19 protein-coding genes and 2 tRNA genes are annotated in these 20,067 nt (G+C 66.5%); 9 read left to right on the forward strand and 12 right to left on the reverse strand.

Annotation, left to right across the window (positions count from 1 at the left end):
- The 6 genes from aceE to QZV81_RS02420 form a co-directional block, all read left to right on the forward strand.
- Positions 1-1,886, forward strand: a 1,886-nt coding sequence (gene aceE / locus QZV81_RS02395) for a pyruvate dehydrogenase (acetyl-transferring), homodimeric type (RefSeq protein WP_292831929.1), incomplete at its 5' end; no start/stop codon positions are given.
- 10 nt (positions 1,887-1,896) lie between these two features.
- On the forward strand, positions 1,897-3,108 hold the full coding sequence (locus QZV81_RS02400; protein WP_292831933.1) for a PucR family transcriptional regulator: 1,212 nt from the start codon (positions 1,897-1,899) through the stop codon (positions 3,106-3,108).
- 104 nt (positions 3,109-3,212) lie between these two features.
- Positions 3,213-4,130 (forward strand): ACP S-malonyltransferase, encoded by a 918-nt coding sequence (locus QZV81_RS02405; RefSeq protein ID WP_292831935.1) that lies wholly within the window; start codon positions 3,213-3,215, stop codon positions 4,128-4,130.
- Positions 4,127-5,128 carry a beta-ketoacyl-ACP synthase III gene (locus QZV81_RS02410; RefSeq protein WP_292831938.1) on the forward strand — a complete coding sequence of 334 codons (1,002 nt, stop codon included), beginning with the start codon at positions 4,127-4,129 and terminating at the stop codon, positions 5,126-5,128. Before QZV81_RS02405 ends, QZV81_RS02410 begins: the two co-directional genes overlap by 4 nt.
- A 73-nt stretch (positions 5,129-5,201) precedes the next feature.
- Positions 5,202-5,450: an acyl carrier protein gene (locus QZV81_RS02415; RefSeq protein ID WP_292831941.1), complete on the forward strand. Its 249-nt coding sequence runs from the start codon at positions 5,202-5,204 to the stop codon at positions 5,448-5,450.
- Positions 5,451-5,526: 76 nt separating this feature from the next.
- On the forward strand, positions 5,527-6,765 hold the full coding sequence (locus tag QZV81_RS02420; protein WP_292831944.1) for a beta-ketoacyl-[acyl-carrier-protein] synthase family protein: 1,239 nt from the start codon (positions 5,527-5,529) through the stop codon (positions 6,763-6,765).
- A gap of 8 nt (positions 6,766-6,773) precedes the next feature.
- Here the strand turns inward: QZV81_RS02420 and QZV81_RS02425 are convergent, their stop codons facing one another.
- The 3 genes from QZV81_RS02425 to QZV81_RS02435 form a co-directional block, all read right to left on the reverse strand.
- A complete protein-coding gene (locus QZV81_RS02425) occupies positions 6,774-7,277 on the reverse strand; it encodes a DUF3145 domain-containing protein (RefSeq protein ID WP_292831947.1) in 504 nt (167 codons plus the stop codon).
- Between the two features lie 127 nt (positions 7,278-7,404).
- Positions 7,405-7,478 (reverse strand) — tRNA-Ile (locus tag QZV81_RS02430).
- A gap of 14 nt (positions 7,479-7,492) precedes the next feature.
- A complete protein-coding gene (locus tag QZV81_RS02435) occupies positions 7,493-8,560 on the reverse strand; it encodes a DMT family transporter (protein WP_292831950.1) in 1,068 nt (355 codons plus the stop codon).
- Positions 8,561-8,602: 42 nt separating this feature from the next.
- Between QZV81_RS02435 and def the strand changes: the two genes are divergently transcribed.
- Positions 8,603-9,169, forward strand: a complete 567-nt coding sequence (gene def, locus QZV81_RS02440) for a peptide deformylase (protein ID WP_292831953.1) — start codon at positions 8,603-8,605, stop codon at positions 9,167-9,169.
- 58 nt (positions 9,170-9,227) lie between these two features.
- Here def and QZV81_RS02445 read toward each other — a convergent pair.
- From QZV81_RS02445 to dusB, 5 genes are all read right to left on the reverse strand, one after another.
- Positions 9,228-9,300, reverse strand: a tRNA-Asn gene (locus QZV81_RS02445).
- Positions 9,301-9,381: 81 nt separating this feature from the next.
- Entirely contained in the window at positions 9,382-10,146 is a 765-nt protein-coding gene (locus QZV81_RS02450; protein WP_292831956.1) for an ATP-binding cassette domain-containing protein, read from the reverse strand.
- A gap of 33 nt (positions 10,147-10,179) precedes the next feature.
- Complete coding sequence (gene dnaG, locus QZV81_RS02455) at positions 10,180-12,042, reverse strand: DNA primase (protein WP_292831959.1); 1,863 nt, start codon at positions 12,040-12,042, stop codon at positions 10,180-10,182.
- Positions 12,042-13,466, reverse strand: a complete 1,425-nt coding sequence (locus tag QZV81_RS02460; RefSeq protein WP_292832054.1) for a deoxyguanosinetriphosphate triphosphohydrolase — start codon at positions 13,464-13,466, stop codon at positions 12,042-12,044. The genes dnaG and QZV81_RS02460 overlap by 1 nt, the downstream gene beginning before the upstream one ends.
- A complete protein-coding gene (dusB, locus tag QZV81_RS02465; RefSeq protein WP_292831962.1) occupies positions 13,456-14,628 on the reverse strand; it encodes a tRNA dihydrouridine synthase DusB in 1,173 nt (390 codons plus the stop codon). The genes QZV81_RS02460 and dusB overlap by 11 nt, the downstream gene beginning before the upstream one ends.
- Positions 14,629-14,689: 61 nt before the next feature.
- Between dusB and QZV81_RS02470 the strand changes: the two genes are divergently transcribed.
- On the forward strand, positions 14,690-15,193 hold the full coding sequence (locus tag QZV81_RS02470) for a glutathione peroxidase (protein ID WP_292831965.1): 504 nt from the start codon (positions 14,690-14,692) through the stop codon (positions 15,191-15,193).
- On the opposite strand, the gene QZV81_RS02475 is transcribed toward QZV81_RS02470, so the two are convergent.
- From QZV81_RS02475 to recO, 3 genes are read right to left on the reverse strand one after another with little or no spacing between them, the layout of a single operon-like run.
- Positions 15,194-15,859 carry a DsbA family oxidoreductase gene (locus QZV81_RS02475; RefSeq protein ID WP_292831969.1) on the reverse strand — a complete coding sequence of 222 codons (666 nt, stop codon included), beginning with the start codon at positions 15,857-15,859 and terminating at the stop codon, positions 15,194-15,196.
- Between the two features lie 29 nt (positions 15,860-15,888).
- Positions 15,889-16,710, reverse strand: coding sequence for an isoprenyl transferase (locus QZV81_RS02480; RefSeq protein WP_292831972.1), 822 nt, complete (start codon positions 16,708-16,710; stop codon positions 15,889-15,891).
- Positions 16,707-17,435 carry a DNA repair protein RecO gene (recO, locus tag QZV81_RS02485; protein WP_292831975.1) on the reverse strand — a complete coding sequence of 243 codons (729 nt, stop codon included), beginning with the start codon at positions 17,433-17,435 and terminating at the stop codon, positions 16,707-16,709. The genes QZV81_RS02480 and recO overlap by 4 nt, the downstream gene beginning before the upstream one ends.
- Positions 17,436-17,471: 36 nt before the next feature.
- Between recO and QZV81_RS02490 the strand changes: the two genes are divergently transcribed.
- The gene (locus QZV81_RS02490; protein ID WP_292831978.1) at positions 17,472-18,158 is read left to right on the forward strand and encodes a TRIC cation channel family protein; all 687 of its coding nucleotides are present in this window, start codon (positions 17,472-17,474) and stop codon (positions 18,156-18,158) included.
- 41 nt (positions 18,159-18,199) lie between these two features.
- Here the strand turns inward: QZV81_RS02490 and leuA are convergent, their stop codons facing one another.
- The gene (gene leuA / locus QZV81_RS02495) at positions 18,200-19,960 is read right to left on the reverse strand and encodes a 2-isopropylmalate synthase (RefSeq protein ID WP_292831981.1); all 1,761 of its coding nucleotides are present in this window, start codon (positions 19,958-19,960) and stop codon (positions 18,200-18,202) included.
- Positions 19,961-20,067 lie beyond the last annotated feature (107 nt).

Genomic DNA, 20,067 nt, shown 5'->3' on the forward strand with positions numbered 1-20,067 from the left:
AGATCATCCAGGAGCTGGAGAGCTTCTTCCGCGGCGCCGGCTGGAACGTCATCAAAGTCGTCTGGGGGCGTGGCTGGGACGAACTGCTGCAGGACGATCACGATGGCGCGTTGGTCCGCCTCATGAACACGACTCCGGACGGCGACTTCCAGACGTATCGAGCGGAAGACGGAAAGTTCATCCGGGACCACTTCTTCGGACGCGACGAGCGAACCGCAGCGATGGTGTCGGGTTGGTCGGACCAAGACATCTGGGGCAAGCTCCGCCGCGGTGGACTGGACTACCGGAAGCTCTATGCCGCCTACAAGGCCGCCACGGAGCACAAAGGGCAGCCGACCGTCATCCTCGCGAAGACGATCAAGGGCTACGGACTCGGCCACCACTTCGAGGGGCGCAATGCCACCCATCAGATGAAGAAGATGAGCCTCGAGGACCTCAAACAGTTCCGCGACTCGATGCGCATCCCGATCACCGACGCGCAGCTCGAGGAGAACCCCTACGCCCCTCCGTATTTCCACCCGGGAATGGAGGACGAGACGATCCGCTACATGGTCGAGAAGCGGCGTGATCTGGGTGGGTTCCTGCCCGAGCGCCGCACTCATCACGTGCCGATCACCCTGCCCGACGACACCGCGTACGCGCTGCCGAAGAAGGGCTCGGGCACGCAAGAAGTCGCCACAACGATGGCGTTCGTGCGGCTGCTCAAGGACCTGCTGCGGGCGAAGGACTTCGGTCACCGGATCGTTCCGATCATTCCTGATGAGGCGCGCACGTTCGGGCTCGACGCCTTCTTCCCGACCGCGAAGATCTACAACCCGAATGGGCAGAACTACACGTCGGTCGACCGAGAACTGCTCCTCGCCTACAAGGAGAGTCCGCAAGGCCAGATGATCCACGTGGGGATCAACGAGGCAGGCGCCGTCGCGGCGTTCACCAGCATCGGAACCGCGTACGCGACGCACGGTGAACCCCTGATACCGGTGTACATCTTCTACTCGATGTTCGGCTTCCAACGTACGGGCGACGCCCAGTGGGCCGCCGGCGACCAGATGGCGCGCGGCTTCATCATGGGCGCGACGGCGGGGCGCACGACCCTCACCGGCGAGGGTCTGCAGCACGCCGACGGGCACTCGCACCTGCTGGCATCCACCAACCCCGCCACGGTCTCTTACGACCCCGCATACGGATATGAGATCGCTCACATCGTGCGCGCCGGGATCGAGCGGATGTACGGCGGCAACCACCCCGCCCCGAACGTCATGTATTACATCACCGTGTACAACGAGCCAATCGTGCAGCCGGCCGAGCCGGAGGACGTGGATGCAGAAGGAATCGTCCGCGGCCTGCACCGCGTCGCCGTCGGCGAGGGTGAGGGCCACCGTGCTCAGCTGCTCGCCTCCGGCGTGGGCGTACCGTGGGCGCTCGAGGCTCAGAAGCTGCTGAGGGACGATTGGGGTGTCACGGCCGATGTCTGGTCGGTGACGAGCTGGACAGAGTTGCGCCGCGACGGCCTGCGCGCAGACGAGCACAACTTCCTCAATCCGCTCGAAGAGCCGCACACCGCGTACGTCACCCAGAAGCTGCAGGAAACGGACGGCCCGATCATCGCCGTGAGCGACTACATGCACGCGGTGCAGGATCAGATCCGGCCATGGGTTCCGCGGCGGTTCGCGACGCTGGGCGCGGACGGGTTCGGCTTCTCCGATACGCGCGCGGCTGCTCGCCGATTCTTCAAGATCGATGGACCGTCCGTCGTCGTCAGGACCCTTCAGGCCCTTGCCGACGAAGGACTCGTCGACCGAAAGCTCTCGGCACAGGCGATCGAGAAATACCACCTGCACGACGTCACAGCAGGCACGAGTGGAAGCGCTGGCGGCGAAAGCTGACCCCCTTCCCATGACCGCCCGCCCCACCGCTGAGGAGAAGGCGGAGACACTCGTATGGCTCCGGCGTATCTCCGGCGATCTGGCCACCGCGACCATCCAGCGCCTCGAGGATTCACTGCCGTGGTACGCAGACATGCCGCCGGCGAGAAGATCCGCGGTGGGACTCGTCGCGCAGGCGGGCATCGCGTCCTTCATCCAATGGTACGAAGACCCCGGCTCGACGCCGTGGATCGCCGCAGACATCTTCGCCGCCGCTCCTCGAGAGTTGCTGCGCAGTGTCAGTCTCACCCAGACCCTGCAGCTTCTTCGTGTGACGGTCGCCGTCACCGAGGAGAGGGTCGCGGGACGCGCAGAGGACCTGCGTGAGAGCATCCTGCTGTTCTCGCGCGAGGTGGCCTTCGCATCCGCGGACATCTATGCGCGGGCGGCCGAGGCACGGGGTCTGTGGGATGCACGCCTCGAAGCGCTCGTGGTCGATTCGATCCTTACCGGCGAAGCCGACGATGAGCTTCCCAGCCGCATCGCCGCTCTCGGCTGGCACGGTCACGGCGAGGTCGCGGTGCTCGTGGGTACGACTCCCCCTCAGCTCGACGTGGATCAGCTGAGGCGCATGACGCGCAGATTCGGGGTGGACGTCCTGATCGGCGTCCAGAGCTCACGGCTGGTCCTTGTGATCGGTCGGGCCGAGCTGTCGGCGCGCGACGATGCCCGGGCCGTACTTCCGTTCCCCGAGATCGCCCGCCGACTCGAGCCCGCGTTCGGAGGGGGGCACCTCGTTCTGGGACCTCCCGTTCCGGCACTGGTGGATGCCGGGCGGAGTGCGCATGCCGCATTGGCCGGCTTTGCGGTTGCCACAGCGTGGCGCAACGCACCACGACCGGTGGAAGCGGACGACCTGCTGCCGGAGCGCGCATTGGCTGGCGACGTCATGGCGAAGGCGACGCTGGTGGAACGCATCTACCGTCCCCTGCAAGCGCATTCGCCCGACCTCGTGACGACACTGTGGAGCTATCTGGACAACGGCCGTTCGCTCGAGGCCACAGCGAGGGATCTCTTCGTGCATCCAAACACCGTCCGCTATCGCCTGAAGCGAGTGTCGGAGGTCATCGGCTGGGATGCCACCGGACCCCGTGAAGCGCTGATACTGCAGACAGCACTCATCATCGGCTCGATCGGAACTGACGCCACGCGCCGCCGTGCGCCGGGTCCACGTCGCGCGTGAGACGCGCGCACCGGAATCCCCATGTATGACACACACAAGGCTGGGCGGCATTCTTGTGACATGATCGCCAGCGGGCACCGGGAGGATGTTGGGAGGATAGGGAAGTGATCATCACCGTCTTCCCCGGACAGGGTTCACAGACTCCCGGGTTTCTTTTGCCGTGGCTCGATGTGCCCGGAGTACGTGACGCTCTGCTGCGCTATTCCGACGACGCGCAGGTCGACCTCATCGCGGCGGGGACCGTGTGGGATGCCGACCGCATCCGCGACACCCGCGTCGCGCAGCCCCTTATCGTCGCCGCCTCGCTCGTCTCTTTCGCCGCTCTCACCGCGGCGGGCGACGAGCCCGGCGGTGTCGCCGGGCACTCTGTCGGGGAGATCGCCGCGCTCGTCGCGGCCGGCGTCCTTTCAGAAAGCGACGGAATGTCCCTCGTCGGTCTCCGCGGGCGCGCAATGGCTGTGGCCGCAGCGGCGGAGCAGACCGGCATGAGTGCCGTTCTCGGCGGCGACGAGGAAGCCGTCCTCGGCCGGCTCGCTCAACTCGATCTCACGCCGGCCAACTACAACGGAGGCGGCCAGATCGTCGCTGCCGGCGCCCTGACCGCGCTCGAGGCCTTGCGGGCCGACGCTCCTCAGTCCACGCGAATCGTCCCTCTGCAGGTGGCCGGAGCATTCCACACACGCTTCATGGCATCCGCGGTCGACGCCCTCCGTGCCGCGGCCGATGACATCGCGGTCGCCGATCCTCGCCTCACGCTCTGGACCAACCACGACGGCTCGACCGTTTCCGAGGGTCGCGCAGCGCTCGACCTGGTGGTCGCCCAGGTGGCCACGCCGGTGCGATGGGACCGGTGCATGTCGTCCTTCGCCGATCACGGCGTCACCGGCATCATTGAACTGGCCCCGGCGGGCACGCTCGTCGGCCTCGCCAAGCGGGCGCTGCGCGGCGTCCCGACCGTCGCAGTGAAGACGCCGGACGATCTTGCGGCCGCCGCCGCCTTGCTGACAGGAGCCGACGCATGACCCGCACGCTCATCCAGCCCACCGGACCGGCACACACCCGGATCCTCGCCTACGGCGCGGCACGGGGCGAGAACCTCGTCCCCAACGACGATCTGATCGCGGCGATCGACTCCAGCGACGAATGGATCCGGCAGCGCACGGGCATCGTCACGCGCGCGCGTGCGAACGCCCAGACAACGGCCGTCGACCTGGCATCGAGGGCCGGCGCGGAAGCGATCGCCGCCGCCGGCATCGACCCTGCGCAGATCGACCTCGTCATCGTCACGACGATCACCAATCCGCGACAGACGCCGTCGGTCTCGGCGATCGTCGCCGATCGAGTGGGCGCCAATCCCGCCGCCGCGTACGACGTGAACGCCGCGTGCGCCGGATTCGCCTACGGCGTTGCCCAGGCGGATGCGCTCATCCGCGCCGGCGCTGCGAGTTACGCGCTCGTCATCGGGGCTGAGAAGCTCAGCGACATCGTCGATCCCACCGATCGCTCCATCTCCTTCCTCCTCGGCGATGGCGCCGGCGCCGCCGTCATCGGGCCCAGCGATTTTCCCGGTATCGGGCGGACGGTGTGGGGATCCGATGGATCGAAGGCCGACGTCGTGGGCATGAATCACACGCTCGTCGAGTTCCGTGACGGTCTTGCTCCCTGGCCCACCATGAGGCAGGAGGGGCCGACGGTCTTCCGCTGGGCCGTCTGGGAGATGGCCAAGGTCGCGCATCAGGCCCTCGAGGCAGCCGGGATCGAGGCATCCGACCTCGCCGCGTTCATTCCTCACCAGGCGAACATGCGCATCATCGACCAGTTCGCCAAGCAACTGAAGCTTCCGGAGAGCGTCGTGATCGCGCGCGACATAGAGACGACGGGGAACACTTCAGCGGCATCCATTCCCCTCGCCACGCATCGGCTGCTGCGGGAACATCCCGAAGTCAGCGGAGGATTGGCTCTGCAAATCGGCTTCGGCGCGGGACTCGTCTTCGGCGCCCAGGTCGTCGTCCTCCCCTGAACGGGCGGACCCCCCCATCTAGACTGATTCCGGCCCGCACGGGTCGGTGAACCCCGAAAAGAAGGAGAATCCCATGGCATTCAGCAACGACGAGGTCCTGGCCGGGCTCGCCGAACTCATCACCGATGAGACAGGCATCTCTGCCGACGAGGTCGCACTCGAGAAGTCCTTCACAGACGATCTCGACATCGATTCGATCTCGATGATGACGATCGTTGTGAACGCAGAAGAGAAGTTCGGCGTCGCGATCCCCGACGAAGAGGTCAAGAACCTCAAGACTGTCGGCGACGCCGTCACCTTCATCATCTCCCACCAGGCGTGATCGACGCTCCGGTGGCGGGCATCCACCCCCACCGGCGCGAGTCATCTGCACGCTGAGGAACACCACGAGGAACACCATGAGTACCCCGCGAATCGTTGTGACCGGAATCGGCGCGTCGTCCCCCATCGGCGGGACAGCGCCGGACAGTTGGAAGGCGTTACTGTCCGGCGCGTCCGGCACGCGCACCCTGGAGTACGACTGGGTCGAGCAGTACCAGCTTCCCGTGACGTTCGCGGCTCAGGCAGCGGTTCGACCCGATACGGTTCTCGAAAGGCCGGTCTCGAAGCGACTGGACCCCTCGGCCCAGTTCGCCCTCGTGGCAGCGTTGGAAGCCTGGAAGGATGCCGGGGAACCAGACGTAGCGCCTGAACGCCTCGGTGTGGACTTCGCCACCGGCATCGGCGGACTGTGGACCCTGCTGGATGCATGGGACACGTTGCGGGAGAAGGGTCCCCGGCGAGTTCTGCCGATGACGGTCCCGATGCTCATGCCGAATTCAGCGGCCGGGAACCTCTCGCTTCACTTCGGTGCGCGGGCGTACGCGCGGACGGTTGCGAGCGCGTGCGCTTCGAGCACCGAGTCGATCGTCAACGCGGTGGAGCACCTTCGTGACGGGCTGGCCGACGTTGTCATCGCCGGTGGTACCGAGTCAGTGATCCACCCGGTCACAATCGCTTCCTTCTCCTCGATGCAGGCGCTCTCCAAGCGCAATGACTCCCCCGAAACGGCCTCGCGGCCGGGCAGCATCGACCGCGACGGATTCGTGATGGGCGAAGGCGCGGCCGTTCTGATCCTCGAGACCGAGGAGCACGCAAAGGCGCGTGGCGCGAAGATCTACGCAGAGGTCGTCGGCGGTGGCGTCACGGCTGACTCCTACCACATCACCGCGAACGATCCCGAGGGCGACGGCGCCGCGCGTGCCGTGCGGATGGCACTCGAAGCGGCGGGACGCTCGGTGGACGAGGTCACACACATCAACGCCCACGCGACATCCACACCGGTCGGCGACCCCAATGAGTATGTCGCACTGAAGAGCGTCTTCGGCGCGCGGATCGACGAGATCCCCGTCTCGGCCACGAAAGCGTCCACCGGGCACCTGCTGGGTGGCACCGGAGCGCTGGAAGCCATCTTCGCGATCCTCGCCATTCGAGAGCGCGTCGCTCCTCCGACGATCAACATCAGTGAGCAGGACCCGGCAGTGCCCTTCCGCCTGTCGGGACAGCCGACCCCTCTGGGAGCGGGTGATCAGCTCGCCATCAGCAACTCATTCGGTTTCGGCGGACACAACGCGGTCGTAGCCTTCGCCTCGGTCTGAGCCCGTCGTCAGCCGACCTTGTGAAGCCAGACGACCGAGGCGTCGTCGCTCGCATGGCGGAAGGCCTCGAGTTCCTCGTCCCATGCCGAACCCAGGGCGATGTCGAGCTCGCGTCGAAGCTCGGTGGCGTCGCCCGCCGCGATCTCCATCGCGTAGCGGATGCGGTCCTCTCCGACGACGATGTTTCCTGCCGTGTCGGTTTGTGCGAAGTGAATTCCGAGGCCCGGCGTGTGCATCCAGCGGCCGCCGTCGCTGCGCGGGGAGGGATCCTCGCTCACTTCGAATCGCAGGTGCTCCCACCCGCGCATCGCCGTGGCAAGGGCGGCGCCTGTTCCGGCGGGTCCTTCCCAATAGAATTCGGCACGTCGACTGCCGGCGAGGACCGGCTGGTCGACCCAGTCGAAACTGACCGCACGGCCCAGGGCACGTCCTACCGCCCACTCCAGGTGGGGGCACAACGCTCGTGGCGCAGAGTGAATGTAGACCACTCCACGCGCGGGTGATGTCGCCATCTGCTTCTCCGTTTCGTCAGGTACGTCTTCCCCTACGACCTGAGATGCCGGAGTTACGGCGAGATGTGCGATTATCCCCCATTATGGCCGAAGGACTCCGCGAATCACAACAGTGTGATTTGTGACGTAGGGCGGGCGGGACTTGAACCCGCGATCGTCGGGTTATGAGCCCGCTGCCTTGACCAGCTTGGCCACCGCCCCCTGCGGGTTCGATCCTATCGCGGCGAAGACTGGTCGCGATTGCGCACCGGCGGATCGGGCCAGACCTTGGCGACAGCCTCGGTGATGCGGGTGGACCCCGTGCCCGAGGACGCATCGCTCCCGCGCGGAATCGGGATCTCCTGACTGTCACTGACGATCTGCGGATGATAGCGGGCCAGCTGGAATACCCCCGCGATCGCAAGCGCACCCGCCACCGCGAAACCGACGAACGCACCCCACGGTGCTGTCGCCGCTTCGTGCAGAACGGCGAGGCCGATGACGATCGCGACGATCGGGTCGATGACGGTCAACCCGGCGATGACCAGATCGGGGGGACCGGAGGCGTATGCGGTCTGCACGAAGTAAGCGCCGACTGCGGTGCCGGCGACGAGCGCCACGACGCAGAGGACGGTGAGCCACTCGAATTCGCCATGCTGAATGCGGCTGATGACGACCTTCGCGAGGGTCGCGACGAAACCGTAGATCATGCCCGCACTCGCGATGTAGAACAGTGCGTTCGTCCGGCGCCGAAGCCACACCCACAGACCGCCGAGCACGACGACGACGACGGCCAAGATCACGAGCACCGTGAGAAGCTGGCGGTCGCTGACCGGCGTCTCGGTGGCATAGACGGCCGCTATCGTGACGAACAGGAAGATGCCGCCGACGCACAGGGCAATCGCGCCGATCGACCGCTTCGTCGGGTGGTGACCGCTGATGCGGGCGTTCAGCAGCGTCGTGATCACGAGCGAGATCGCACCCAGCGGCTGCACCAGGATGAGCGGAGCGAACGACAGCGCGGCGAGCTGGCAGACGATTGCGAGACCCAGCATCGCGGTTCCCGCGACCCACGACGGCCGCCGCAGCAAATTGGCCAGCTGAGCTCCGGTGAGTCCGCTGCCGCCGTTGACGTGAGTGAGCCGCTCGACCTTCTGGACGCCGCGGTGCTGGTATTGCGCACCGAACGACATGAACACGGCGCCGAGAAGCGCCAACGGAACGCCGATCAAGATCTTGGGATCGTCGAAAACGCCGACCAGTTGATCGGTGACATCACCGAGGGTCGAGGCGGCATCCATCATCCCTCGACACTAACTGCCGCAGGCGATCGGTAGGCTCAGGACGTGGCTGTTCTTCCGATTCGAATCATGGGCGACGCCGGCCTGCACTCCCCCGCCGCCCCCGTCGACGAGATCACCGACGAGATCCGCACGCTCGTGGCGGACATGTTCGACACGATGGATGCCGCGCCCGGCGTGGGGCTCGCGGCCCCTCAGGTGGGCGTCTCGCTGCGGATATACACCTATGGCTATCAGGATGACGACGGCGGCCCCTGGCGCGGTGTGATCATCAACCCGGAACTGTGGATGCGGCCGATCGAACCCGGCGCACCCGACCCCGAGGAAGAGTCGGAAGGATGCCTGTCGTTCCCCGGCGAGCGTTTTCCGCTTCGCCGCTCGGACGAGGTCCTGGTCACGGGTTCGGATCTCGACGGGAACCCGGTCCGCATCGAAGTGACCGGGTGGCGCGCGAGGATCATGCAGCACGAATACGATCATCTGGACGGCATCCTGTACCTCGACCGGCTCGACGACGGCGAATGGAAGACGGTTCAGAAACTCGCGCGCAAGCGCGGGTGGGGAGTGACGGGGCAGTCCTGGACCCCCGGCGTCGACGATATCGACGCGTGACATCGCCCATGATCCAGGTGACGAAGAAGGGCCCCGGAGTGGAGTCCAGGGCCCTTCGCTCCCCGGCTTGGACTCGAACCAAGAACCTGCCGGTTAACAGCCGGCTGCTCTGCCAATTGAGCTACCGAGGATCAGCCACCCGCGAGCGGGCAACCAGACCATCCTAGCAAGACTCGACCGGTGCTGACGACGCGTGGGCCCATCGGCGCGTGTCACAGCGCGAGAGCATTGCGACCGTCCGGCGTCCACACGAGCTCTCCACCACCGCGGCCGCATCCGACGATATGACCGGCGCGCAGCACCACGACGTCGGCTTGAAGCTCGCGCACCGTCTCCGAGTCGTTGGTGACCACGAGGAGCGCCATGCCCGCGTGCTCGCGACGCCGCAGCAGTGCGTCCCGCGCCGCACGGCGCACTCCGATATCGAGGTTCGCGTAAGGATCATCCCCGATGAACACCAGCGGCTCAAGAATCAGGGCGCGGGCGAGCGCGACACGCTGGCGCATCCCCGAGCTCAACTCATAGGGGTACTTCGCGGCGGCGCCCAGCGGCAGTTCGAGCTCATCCAGCAACCCCGCTACACGGATCGCCAGCCCACGTGGATTCACGCTGCGATCGCGCGCCATGATCGGCTCGCTGATGACGTCCTCGACGGTCAGGCGTGAGGGAAGGCTCGATCCAGCGCCCTGGGCGAGGTACCCGGTGAGAACGCCCCTCACCCGGAGCCTGCGACCCCCGCGCCGCACCGATATGCCCGTAACCCAGGCATCACCTCCGGCCACGGTCAATCCATCGTGGCGGACTCCGGACAGGATCGCGGCCAGGCTGGACTTTCCGGCACCGGTCGGGCCCATGATCGCCAAGGCTCCGCCGCGCTGGAGCGTGAACGTCATGCCGTCGATGACGCGCACTCCGCCGCGGTCGAGCGACAGGTCCGCGGCGCGGATGGCTGGGGCGTCATCGGCGATGCGGGGCATGGGCTTCATCATTCCCCGTTCGCTCCGACCACGCTACTTCTCCTCGCTGAGCGCTTGTCGGCGCTGATCGAGGTCACGGAGGGCGAGGCGGACGCTGCGGCCTTCGGACGAATCCGCCGGCAGGCGCTGAATCGCCCCGAGGAGTTCACTCTTCTCGCGGTCGATCGCGCGCACGCGCAGGCGCAGGCAGAGCGAGCGTGCGGACGCCTTCGCCTCCGACTCTGTCAGCGCGGGGAACGTCGCCGTGAGAAGCTCGACCGCGAGTGACCGGAGCGGCTCCCGGGTAGCCTCGACCGCAGCAGCGGCCCAACCGACGCGGGTGCGATCGGGCTGTGCCGCGATCGAGAGCCGAACAGCATCCAACGCAGGATGTGACATCGGCAGCGCCAGGGCGGCATCCGTCTCGGCCGCGTCCAAGAGGTGACCGTACTGCAGCACGCCCATGAGGGCATCGCGCTCGAGGGCGACGTCGGCCGTACGGGGGAGAGCGGCGATCGTGACCCGGTCGGCCGCGAGCGTCTGCTCAGCCGTTCTCGTCGCCACAGGATGCGGTGAAGCGAGGGGGGCAGCCGTCGCGCGCGTGGCACGCGCGGCACGTTCGACGGCCGGACGCACCTCGCCGAGGTCCATCCCGAGCTTCCGGGCGAGGACGTGTATGTACCCCGGCCGTAGCGCAGGGTCGCGGATTTCGGCGACGATCGGCGCCGCGGCGCGAAGGGCGCCGACGCGTCCCTCGACGGTGGAGAGGTCGAAGACAGCGAGCCGCTGGTCCATCACGAACTCGAACATCGGGGTCTTGTCGTCCATGATCGCGCGGACGGCGGCATCGCCTCGGTGCAGGCGCAGGTCGCACGGATCGAGGCCGTCCGGGCCGACAGCGACATAGGTCTGCGCGGCGAAGCGCTTCTCTTCGCTGAAGGCGCGCAAGGCGGCCTTCTGACCGGCGGCGTCCGGATCGAAGGTGAAGACGACTTCCCCGGATGCCGTGTCGTCACCCATCACACGGCGGAGCACCGTGATGTGATCGGAGCCGAACGCGGTGCCGCAGCTGGCGATTGCCGTCGTGATCCCGGCGAGGTGACACGCCATCACGTCGGTGTACCCCTCCACGACGACGACGCTGTGCGACCGCGAGATCTCCCTCTTGGCGAGGTCGAGACCGTAGAGGACCTGCGCCTTCTTGTAGATCGGGGTCTCCGGCGTGTTGAGGTACTTCGGTCCCTGGTCGTCCTCGTACAACTTCCGCGCGCCGAAGCCGATCGTCTGACCGGTCACATCACGGATCGGCCAGACCAGTCGCCCGCGAAAGCGGTCATAGACCCCGCGCTGCCCCTGAGAGAGCAGGCCCGCCGCCGTGAGTTCCTGCTCGGTGAAGCCCTGCGTCTTGAGTGCATCGCGCAGCCCGTTCCAGCCCTTCGGTGCATAGCCCACACCGAAGTGCGCTGCTGCGCCCGCGTCGAAGCCCCGCTCGCCGAGGAAACGACGCGCCGCTTCCGCTTCGGGCGAAGACAGCCGGCTCCGGAACCACTCCGCGGCGGCGGAGTTGGCCTGATAGAGCCGCGTGCGTCCGCTCGTCTCTGGGGCGACTCCCCCATCCTCGTAGTGCAGTTCAAAGCCGATTCTGGCAGCAAGACGCTCGACAGCCTCCGTGAAGGACACGTGGTCCATCGAGCGGAGGAATGAGTAGACGTCTCCGGACTCGCCGCAGCCGAAGCAGTGGTAGTACCCGACCTGTGGGCGCACGTGGAAGCTCGGACTCCGCTCGTCGTGAAAGGGACACAGGCCCTTCATCGAGCCGACCCCCGCTGATTTCAGAGCGACGCGCTCCCCGACGATATCGGCGATATTCGTGCGAGCCTTCACCTCGTCGACATCCTCTTGCCTGATCCGCGCCATCAGAAGCCCTCGGCCGGTACGGCCCCGACCCCGAGGCCGGTCGCGAGGTCGGGACCCAGTCCCTCGATCGGCTCCGGCAGCGCATAGGCATGCGCGGCAGTGACGCGTTCCCCCGACGACCGCAAACCGAGCTCCCTCAGGTCGACCGGTCCCACCAAGCGGGCGTGCCACTCGATGGCAGACCGGTCGGTCAGGCTCGCGACCTGGTCGACGACGACCCGGCGACGCGCAGAATCGGTGGAGGCCGCAGCGAAATCCTCGGCGTAGAGATGATCCAACTGGTCGGGGCGCTCCCATAGCGCCGTGGCGAGCCTGCCCAGTACGCGGCGTTGCTCCCTGTACAGGCCCTTCCGGCCTTCGATCGACACGACGAAGGCCCCGATAACGCCCTTGAGGACGGCCATCTCCACCTCGATGACGCGCGGAATCACCATGCGTCCGCGGAACCGCGTCAGCACGGGTGCCGCGTAGGACTCGCGCGTGGCGGCCGTCGCGGCGCGTGCGAACCGGCCGATCACGTCGCTCGTGAGGTTCTTCAGCCGCGCCACGGCCGCGCGCGAGCCATCGAACCCGGCGATCCATTCCGGCAGTCGAGTCAGCCGGAAGAGCGCATCGCCGAGCTCATCTCGCGAGAACTCGTTTCCGACCCACGAGCGGATCGCGGTCAACAGCGCCTCATGCTCCCGCGCATCCAAGAGCCGGCGCGGATCGAGGTAGCCGTTGAGGATCGCGTCCTCGAAATCATGCACCGAGTACGCGATGTCGTCCGACAGGTCCATGACCTCGGCCTCGATGCAGCGCACGCGCCCGGGCGCACCCTCGCGCATCCACCGGAACACCGCTTCGTCCTCCGGATACACGCCGAACTTCAGCCGCCCTCCGGGATCGAGAATCGCGTGTTCGACGTTCCAGGGGTATTTGCACGCGGCATCCAGACTCGCTCTCGTGAGATTGAGCCCGAAGCTGCCGCCATCCGCATCGACGACCTTGGGCTCCAGTCGGGAGAGGATGCGAAGCGATTGCGCATTGCCCTCGAATCCGCCGATGTCCACGGCCCAATCGTTCAGTGCCCGCTCACCGTTGTGGCCGAACGGCGGGTGGCCCAGGTCGTGACTGAGGCATGCTGTATCGACCACGTCGGGAGAGAGCTCGAGCGCGATCGCGAGCTCTCTCCCGACCTGTGCGACTTCGAGCGAATGCGTGAGGCGGTTGCGGGCGAAATCGGCCGGGCTCGCAGGGCTGAGCACCTGCGTCTTGGCCGCGAGGCGCCGCAGCGCCGCTGAGTGCAGTACGCGAGCACGGTCGCGCGCGAAGCCGTCGCGGCGCGAGCGATGCAGTTCGGGATGGAAGCGCTCCACGTCGTGCTCGTCGTAGCCGGCCGGGCGGCCCGCCGAGATGCCGACACCTCCCGCCTCAGCCACCACTGTGGTCCAGCTCAGCGTCGGCCATGGCAGATGACTCCGCGGCATCGAGCTCACGCGAATCCAGCCAGCGATCCGGTAGCGCGGGGCGCTTGGGCGTACCGGCGCGTCCTCGCTGCCCCTCTGCGGCGGCACCCGGGTAGGGAGCGGCGAGGTCGAGGGTCGCGAGAAGAACGTCGATCTCGGCAAGACTGGAGACGGTCGCCAACGCCGCGCGCGTCTCGCCGCCCACGGGATACCCCTTGAAGTACCAGGCGACATGCTTGCGCATGTCGCGGCATCCGCGCCCCTCGTCCTCGAAGAACTCGACGAGAAGTTCGGCGTGGCGTCGAAACGCGTCCGCGACGAAGCCGAGAGTCGCATCGACCGGCGGCCGGTGTACCCCGGCCGGACCGCCCAGAGCGCGCGCCAGATCGCCGAACAGCCACGGCCGGCCCAGACAGCCGCGTCCGACCACGACACCGTCGCAACCGGTGACTGCCATCATCCGTTGAGCGTCCTCCGCTGCCCAGATGTCGCCATTGCCGAGAACCGGGATCCCGGTGACCGCGCGCTTCAGCTTCGCTATCGCGTCCCAGTCGGCGGTCCCGGAATAGAACTCCGCCGCCGTGCGGGCGTGCAGAGCGACGGCGGCGACCCCCGCATCCTCTGCGATTCGACCCGCGTCGAGATAGGTCAGGTGACCTTCATCGATGCCCTTGCGCATCTTCACCGTCAGAGGGATGTGGTCGGCGGCGCGGGCCGCGCGGGTAACGATCTCGCGGAAGAGTCCGAGCTTCCACGGGAGAGCCGCACCGCCGCCTTTCCGGGTCACCTTGGGAACCGGGCAGCCGAAGTTCAGATCGATGTGGTCGGCGCGATTCTCCTCGACCAGGATGCGTACTGCCGCCTCGGTCGTTTCAGGATCCACCCCGTAGAGCTGAATCGAGCGCGGCGTCTCTGATTCATGGTGTCGGATGAGCCGCAACGTGGCGTCATTGCGTTCGACGAGGGCGCGCGTCGTGATCATCTCGCTGACGTAGAGTCCCGCGCCATACTCTCGGCATAGCCGACGGAACGCCGTATTGGTGATGCCGGCCATGGGCGCGAGTACGACGGGTGCATCCATCGTGATCGGGCCGATCCTCAGTGACGGGGCCGGTGCGGGGGCAAGAGGGGTGGACATTCATTCCATTCTCCCAGAGAACATCGGCCCGGTCGCGCCGCGGCGACATATCGTGGACAACATGGCCGATACCCAGACAGTGAACATCCGTGACATCGCCTTCCAGACCGCCGACGGCGCGGAGCAGACTCTTGCAGACTTCGGTGACAAGGCGATCCTCATCGTCAACGTCGCTTCAAAGTGCGGCCTCGCGCCGCAGTATGAGCAGCTCGAGGAGCTCCAGCGTGCCTACGGCGAGCGAGGACTGCAGGTCGTCGGTTTCCCGTGCAACCAGTTCATGGGTCAGGAGCCGGGCTCGATGGAGGAGATCCTCGAGTACTGCTCGACGACCTGGGGAGTGAGCTTCCCCGTGATGGACAAGATCCGCGTGAACGGCGCGCATGCGGCCCCGCTCTACAAGGCGCTGAAGAAGTCGCCGAACGTAGAGGGCGCACGGGGCCCGATCATGTGGAACTTCGAGAAGTTCCTCATCGCCCCGTCTGGCGACGTGCACCGCTTCCGCCCGCAGACCAAGCCCGACGACCCCGAGGTGGTCGCCGCGATCGAGGCGAGCCTCCCCGCCTGATCAGGCCGACTGGCGCTCGGCCCACACCTGGCGCGTGATCTGAGCGAACGCGTCGGGCGGCTGAGCACCGCTGACGCCGTACTTCCCGTCGATCACGAAGAACGGCACGCCCTGGATGCCGTACGCCTGCGCCTGCTCCTGGTCAGCTCGCACATCCGCCAGGTACCGGCCCGACACGAGCGCATCCCGCGCGGCATCGGGGTCGAGACCGACCTCTGCGGCCAGCTCCACGAGATCGTCGATGCGTCCGACATGGCGGCCCTCTGTGAAGTACGCTGCCATCAAGCGCTCCTCCATCGCGTGCTGTGCGTGCTGTGCCTTCGCGAAATGCAGCAGTTCATGCGCTTTGACGGTATTGGTGTGCTTCAGCAGGTCGAAACGATACTCCAGCCCTGCCGCTGCTGCGACACCCGTGACGTTCTCGAGCATCTCTCGCACGCGCTCGCGCGGCATTCCCTTGTGCCCACTCAAGAACTCGAGCTCGTCACCATCGAAATCAACGGGGGTGTCGGGGGAAAGCTCGAACGAGTGGAAGGTCACCTCCACCCGCGGAGCATCGGGATCGTCGGCCACGACAGCCAGTCCGTTCTCCAGGTTGCGCTTCCCTATGTAGCACCAGGGGCACGCGATGTCACTCCATACGTCGATCTTGATGGCATTCGTCACCTCAGTGGCAACGAGCGGGACACCCGGATCTATTCCCCGGCCGGTCGGTCGATCGCAGCACCGAAGCGGCGGTCGCGGTCCAGGTACGTCCCGATGGCGTGCCAGAGGTCGGTGCGGGAGAAATCCGGCCAGAGCGTGTCCAGGAACACCAGTTCGGCGTACGCAGACTCCCACAGCAGGAAGTTCGACGTGCGCTGCTCTCCGGAGGAACGCACGAACAGGTCGACGTCGGGCATGTCGCGGATGTAGAGGTGGCGACGAATCGTCTTCTCGCTGATCGCAGAGGGCTTGAGCCGCCCGGCGGCGATCTCGTCGCCGATGCTCCGCATCGCGTCGACGAGCTCGATGCGGCCACCGTAGTTGATGCACATCGTCAGCGTCAGCGTGCCATTGGCCGCGGTCAGCTGCTCGGCGATGCGCAGTTCTTTGATGACCGATCCCCAGAGGCGGGGCTGCCGTCCGGCCCAGCGGATCCGCACGCCCCACTCGTTGAGCTGATCACGGCGACGGCGCAGCACGTCACGGTTGTACCCCATGAGGAATCGGACTTCGTCGGGCGAGCGGCTCCAGTTCTCCGTCGAGAACGCGTAGACGCTGAGGTGTCTGACGCCCGCCTGAATCGCTCCGGCGACCACATCCAGGAGCACTTCCTCCCCCGCTCGATGCCCCTCGATCCGGGGGAGCCCGCGACGATTGGCCCAGCGTCCGTTTCCGTCCATGACGATCGCCACGTGCGCCGGCACACTCCCCGCGGGAAAGGGCGGCGGCTGGATCCCGGTCCAGTCGAGCGGGCGATACGGCATCGCGTCGCGGTGAGTGAACGGCTTGGGAGCACGGGCGGGAAAGATCATCGCGTGCTCTCCATGAGCGACAGCGAGCGAATTCCACGCTCGAGATGCCACTGGGCATATGCCGCGACGAGCCCGGACGCCGATGCGGTGGCAGGGCCCGATGCGGCATCCACGGCATCCCACTCCCCAGCGATCAGCGCGCGCAGGAGGTCGCCGGTCTCGGGACGCAGGCGAGCGGAGCCCGCGGGCGCACAATCGTTGCACACCGTTCCACCCAGTTGTGCGACGAACCAGTCGTGCGGTCCGGCCCGTCCGCAGCGGGCGCAGTCGCCGAGCCCGGGCGCCCAGCCGGAGAGGGCCATGGCGCGCAGGAGATACGAATCCAGGACCGACCGAGATGCGTGCACACCCTGCGCGAGGGTACGCAACCCCCCCACCAGGAGCAGATACTGCTGAGGGGTGGATTCGGCTTCGTTGAGCCGATCAGCCGTCTCGACCATCGCGTGTGCGGCGGTGTAGCGGTCGTAGTGGACCGCTATCTGGGCCCCGTACGATGCCAGCGATTCGGCCTGCTGGACGACATCGAGCGATCGCCCTTCGTACAGCTGCACATCGGCGACCATGAAGGGCTCCAGCCGAGCGCCGAAGCGCGACGACGTACGCCGTACGCCTTTCGCCACGGCACGGATCTTGCCGTGGCGGCGGCTGAGCATCGTCAGGATGCGATCCGCTTCCCCGAGCTTGTGGGTACGCAGGACCACGACTTCGTCGCGGTAGGTGGGCACTCAACGATTATCGCCCTCACGGGCGACAATGGATGCGTGACAGAGCCGCTCTTCGTGATCCCCCTCTGGGCAGACCTCGTCGCCGTCGGCCTCGGCGGCGTGCAGGGCGCGATGTTCGCGTCGGGATTCGTCGGAAAGCGCCGTCTCGATCTCCTCGGCGTCACGATCATCGGGATCATCATGGGGATGGGGGGCGGTCTCATCCGCGACCTGCTGCTCAACGTTCCGCCGGTCTCGCTGCAGAGCAACTGGTACCTGGTGACCGCCGGCGCCGCGGCGCTCATCGGCATGCTGTTGGCGAGCCTGTTCCAGCGGCTGAATCAGCTCATCATCGCCCTTGACGCGCTCGTGATCGGGCTCTTCGGTGCCTTCGGCACGGCCAAGGCGCTCGCTATCGGGCTCCCGGAGGTTCCGGCCGTGTTCGTCGGAGTCTGTGCCGCGGTGGGCGGCGGCATCCTGCGAGACATCTTCATGGGACTGCCCGTCGCGATCATGCACGTCGGATCGCTCTACGCGGTCGCAGCCGCCGCCGGTTGCTTCGTGCTCGTCGGAGCGAACGCATGGGGTGCGCCACTCGCCGTCGCAGCTGTCGCCTGCATCACCGTGACGACGATCATCCGGCTGCTCGCGGTGATCTTCGACATTTCGCTGCCCGAGCAACGGGCCCTGTACCAGCGCAAGGTCGCTGTGGAGACCAGCGCCATCCCGATCATCAGGCCCTGACCGTCCGCCAACATCCCGCGAAGGGCGTGCGCCCCGGTCCCTCAGACCGTGGTGAGGATCGCCGAGCGCTCGCGCGTACGGATCGCCCGATTCACGCACGACACGATCGCCTTGAGGCTCGCTGTGGAGATGTCCCCGTCGATGCCCACGCCCCAGAGGCGTTCCCCATCGACCTGCAGCTCGACATATGCAGCGGCCTTCGCATCGCCGCCGGCACTGAGCGTGTGTTCGACGTAGTCGTACAGCGAGATGTCGAATCCGCGGGCCCCGAGCACGCTCAAGAAGGCCGCCACCGGCCCATTGCCCCGTCCGGACGCGGCAACCTCCTCTTCACCGTCGCGCAGTGTTATCTCAAGTGATACGTCACCGGACATATCGCTCTGTGTGCGTGTGGAGAGCAGTTCGAAGCGGCCCCACTTCTCGTCCGCGGCGGATGCCGGCAGGTACTCGTCCGTGAAGATCGCCCAGATCTGGTCACTGGATACCTCGCCGCCTTCCGCATCGGTCTTGGCCTGCACGACACCGGAGAACTCGATCTGCAGCCTTCGCGGCAGATCCAGCGCATGGTCGCTCTTGAGGAGGTACGCGACACCGCCTTTGCCGGACTGTGAATTGACGCGGATGACAGCCTCGTACGAACGGCCCAGATCCTTCGGATCGATCGGCAGATACGGGACAGCCCAATGGATCTCGTCGACGGTCACGCCGCGTTCGACAGCTGTGGCCTCCATCGCTTCGAAGCCCTTCTTGATGGCATCCTGGTGCGAACCGCTGAACGCGGTGAAAACGAGGTCGCCCGCCCACGGGCTGCGCTCGTGCACCGGCAGCTGATTGCAGTACTCGGCGGTTCGCTTGACGTGGTCGATGTCGCCGAAGTCGATCTGCGGATCGACACCCTGAGTCAGCAGATTGATGCCGAGCGCCACGATGTCGACGTTGCCGGTGCGCTCACCGTTGCCGAACAGGCATCCCTCGATGCGGTCCGCGCCGGCGAGGTACCCGAGCTCGGCCGCAGCGATCGCGGTGCCGCGGTCATTGTGGGGGTGCAGCGAAAGGATCACGTTCTCACGGTGCGCGAGGTGCCTGCTCATCCACTCGATCGAATCGGCGTAGATGTTCGGGGTCGCCATCTCGACGGTGGCCGGGAGGTTGATGATGACCTTCCGCTCGGGCGTCGGCTCGAAGACCTCGATCACCTGGTTGCACACGTCCAAAGCGAACTCGAGCTCGGTGCCTGTGTAGGACTCCGGCGAGTACTCGTAGAACACCTGCGTCTCAGGGATCCGCGTCTCGAATTCACGGCACAACCGCGCGCCATCCAGTGCGAGGTCGATGATTCCCTGACGGTCGGTGCGGAAGACGACCTCGCGCTGCAGCACGCTCGTCGAGTTGTACAGGTGCACGATCGCCTGCTTCGCCCCGGCGATCGACTCGTAGGTCCGCTCGATCAGGTGCTCGCGCGCCTGCGTGAGCACCTGGATCGTCACGTCATCGGGAATCGCATGGTCTTCGATCAAGTGGCGGACGAAATCGAAGTCGGTCTGGCTCGCACTCGGGAACCCGACCTCGATCTCCTTGTATCCCATGCCGACGAGAAGGTCGAACATGATGCGCTTGCGCTCGGGGCTCATCGGGTCGATCAGCGCCTGGTTGCCGTCGCGAAGATCGACGGCGCACCAGCGCGGGGCCCGGGTGATGCGCTTGTCAGGCCATGTGCGGTCCGGCAGGTTGACGCTGATCTGCTCGTGAAACGGCCGATACTTGTGGATCGGCATCGCCGACGGCTTCTGGTGGTTGTCCATGATGTGTCGCTTCTGTCCTTCGTCTGCTCGTAGAGGGCCAACGACGAAGCTCCGCGACGAGGGAGGCCCTAAACCGAGGTCTCGTCGCGGCGGCTAAGAAGAAGGAG

The organism is Microbacterium sp. (assembly GCF_011620665.1).
GTDB lineage: Bacteria > Actinomycetota > Actinomycetes > Actinomycetales > Microbacteriaceae > Microbacterium.

Coding starts and splice junctions, on each gene's coding strand:
- QZV81_RS02400 (WP_292831933.1), top strand. CDS start 1,897: ATGACCGCCCGCCCCACCGCTGAGGAGAAGGCGGAGACACTCGTATGG.
- QZV81_RS02410 (WP_292831938.1), top strand. CDS start 4,127: ATGACCCGCACGCTCATCCAGCCCACCGGACCGGCACACACCCGGATC.
- QZV81_RS02415 (WP_292831941.1), top strand. CDS start 5,202: ATGGCATTCAGCAACGACGAGGTCCTGGCCGGGCTCGCCGAACTCATC.
- QZV81_RS02420 (WP_292831944.1), top strand. CDS start 5,527: ATGAGTACCCCGCGAATCGTTGTGACCGGAATCGGCGCGTCGTCCCCC.
- QZV81_RS02425 (WP_292831947.1), bottom strand. CDS start 7,277: ATGGCGACATCACCCGCGCGTGGAGTGGTCTACATTCACTCTGCGCCA.
- QZV81_RS02435 (WP_292831950.1), bottom strand. CDS start 8,560: ATGATGGATGCCGCCTCGACCCTCGGTGATGTCACCGATCAACTGGTC.
- QZV81_RS02450 (WP_292831956.1), bottom strand. CDS start 10,146: ATGCCCCGCATCGCCGATGACGCCCCAGCCATCCGCGCCGCGGACCTG.
- dnaG (WP_292831959.1), bottom strand. CDS start 12,042: ATGGCGCGGATCAGGCAAGAGGATGTCGACGAGGTGAAGGCTCGCACG.
- dusB (WP_292831962.1), bottom strand. CDS start 14,628: ATGTCCACCCCTCTTGCCCCCGCACCGGCCCCGTCACTGAGGATCGGC.
- QZV81_RS02470 (WP_292831965.1), top strand. CDS start 14,690: ATGGCCGATACCCAGACAGTGAACATCCGTGACATCGCCTTCCAGACC.
- QZV81_RS02480 (WP_292831972.1), bottom strand. CDS start 16,710: ATGATCTTTCCCGCCCGTGCTCCCAAGCCGTTCACTCACCGCGACGCG.
- leuA (WP_292831981.1), bottom strand. CDS start 19,960: ATGGACAACCACCAGAAGCCGTCGGCGATGCCGATCCACAAGTATCGG.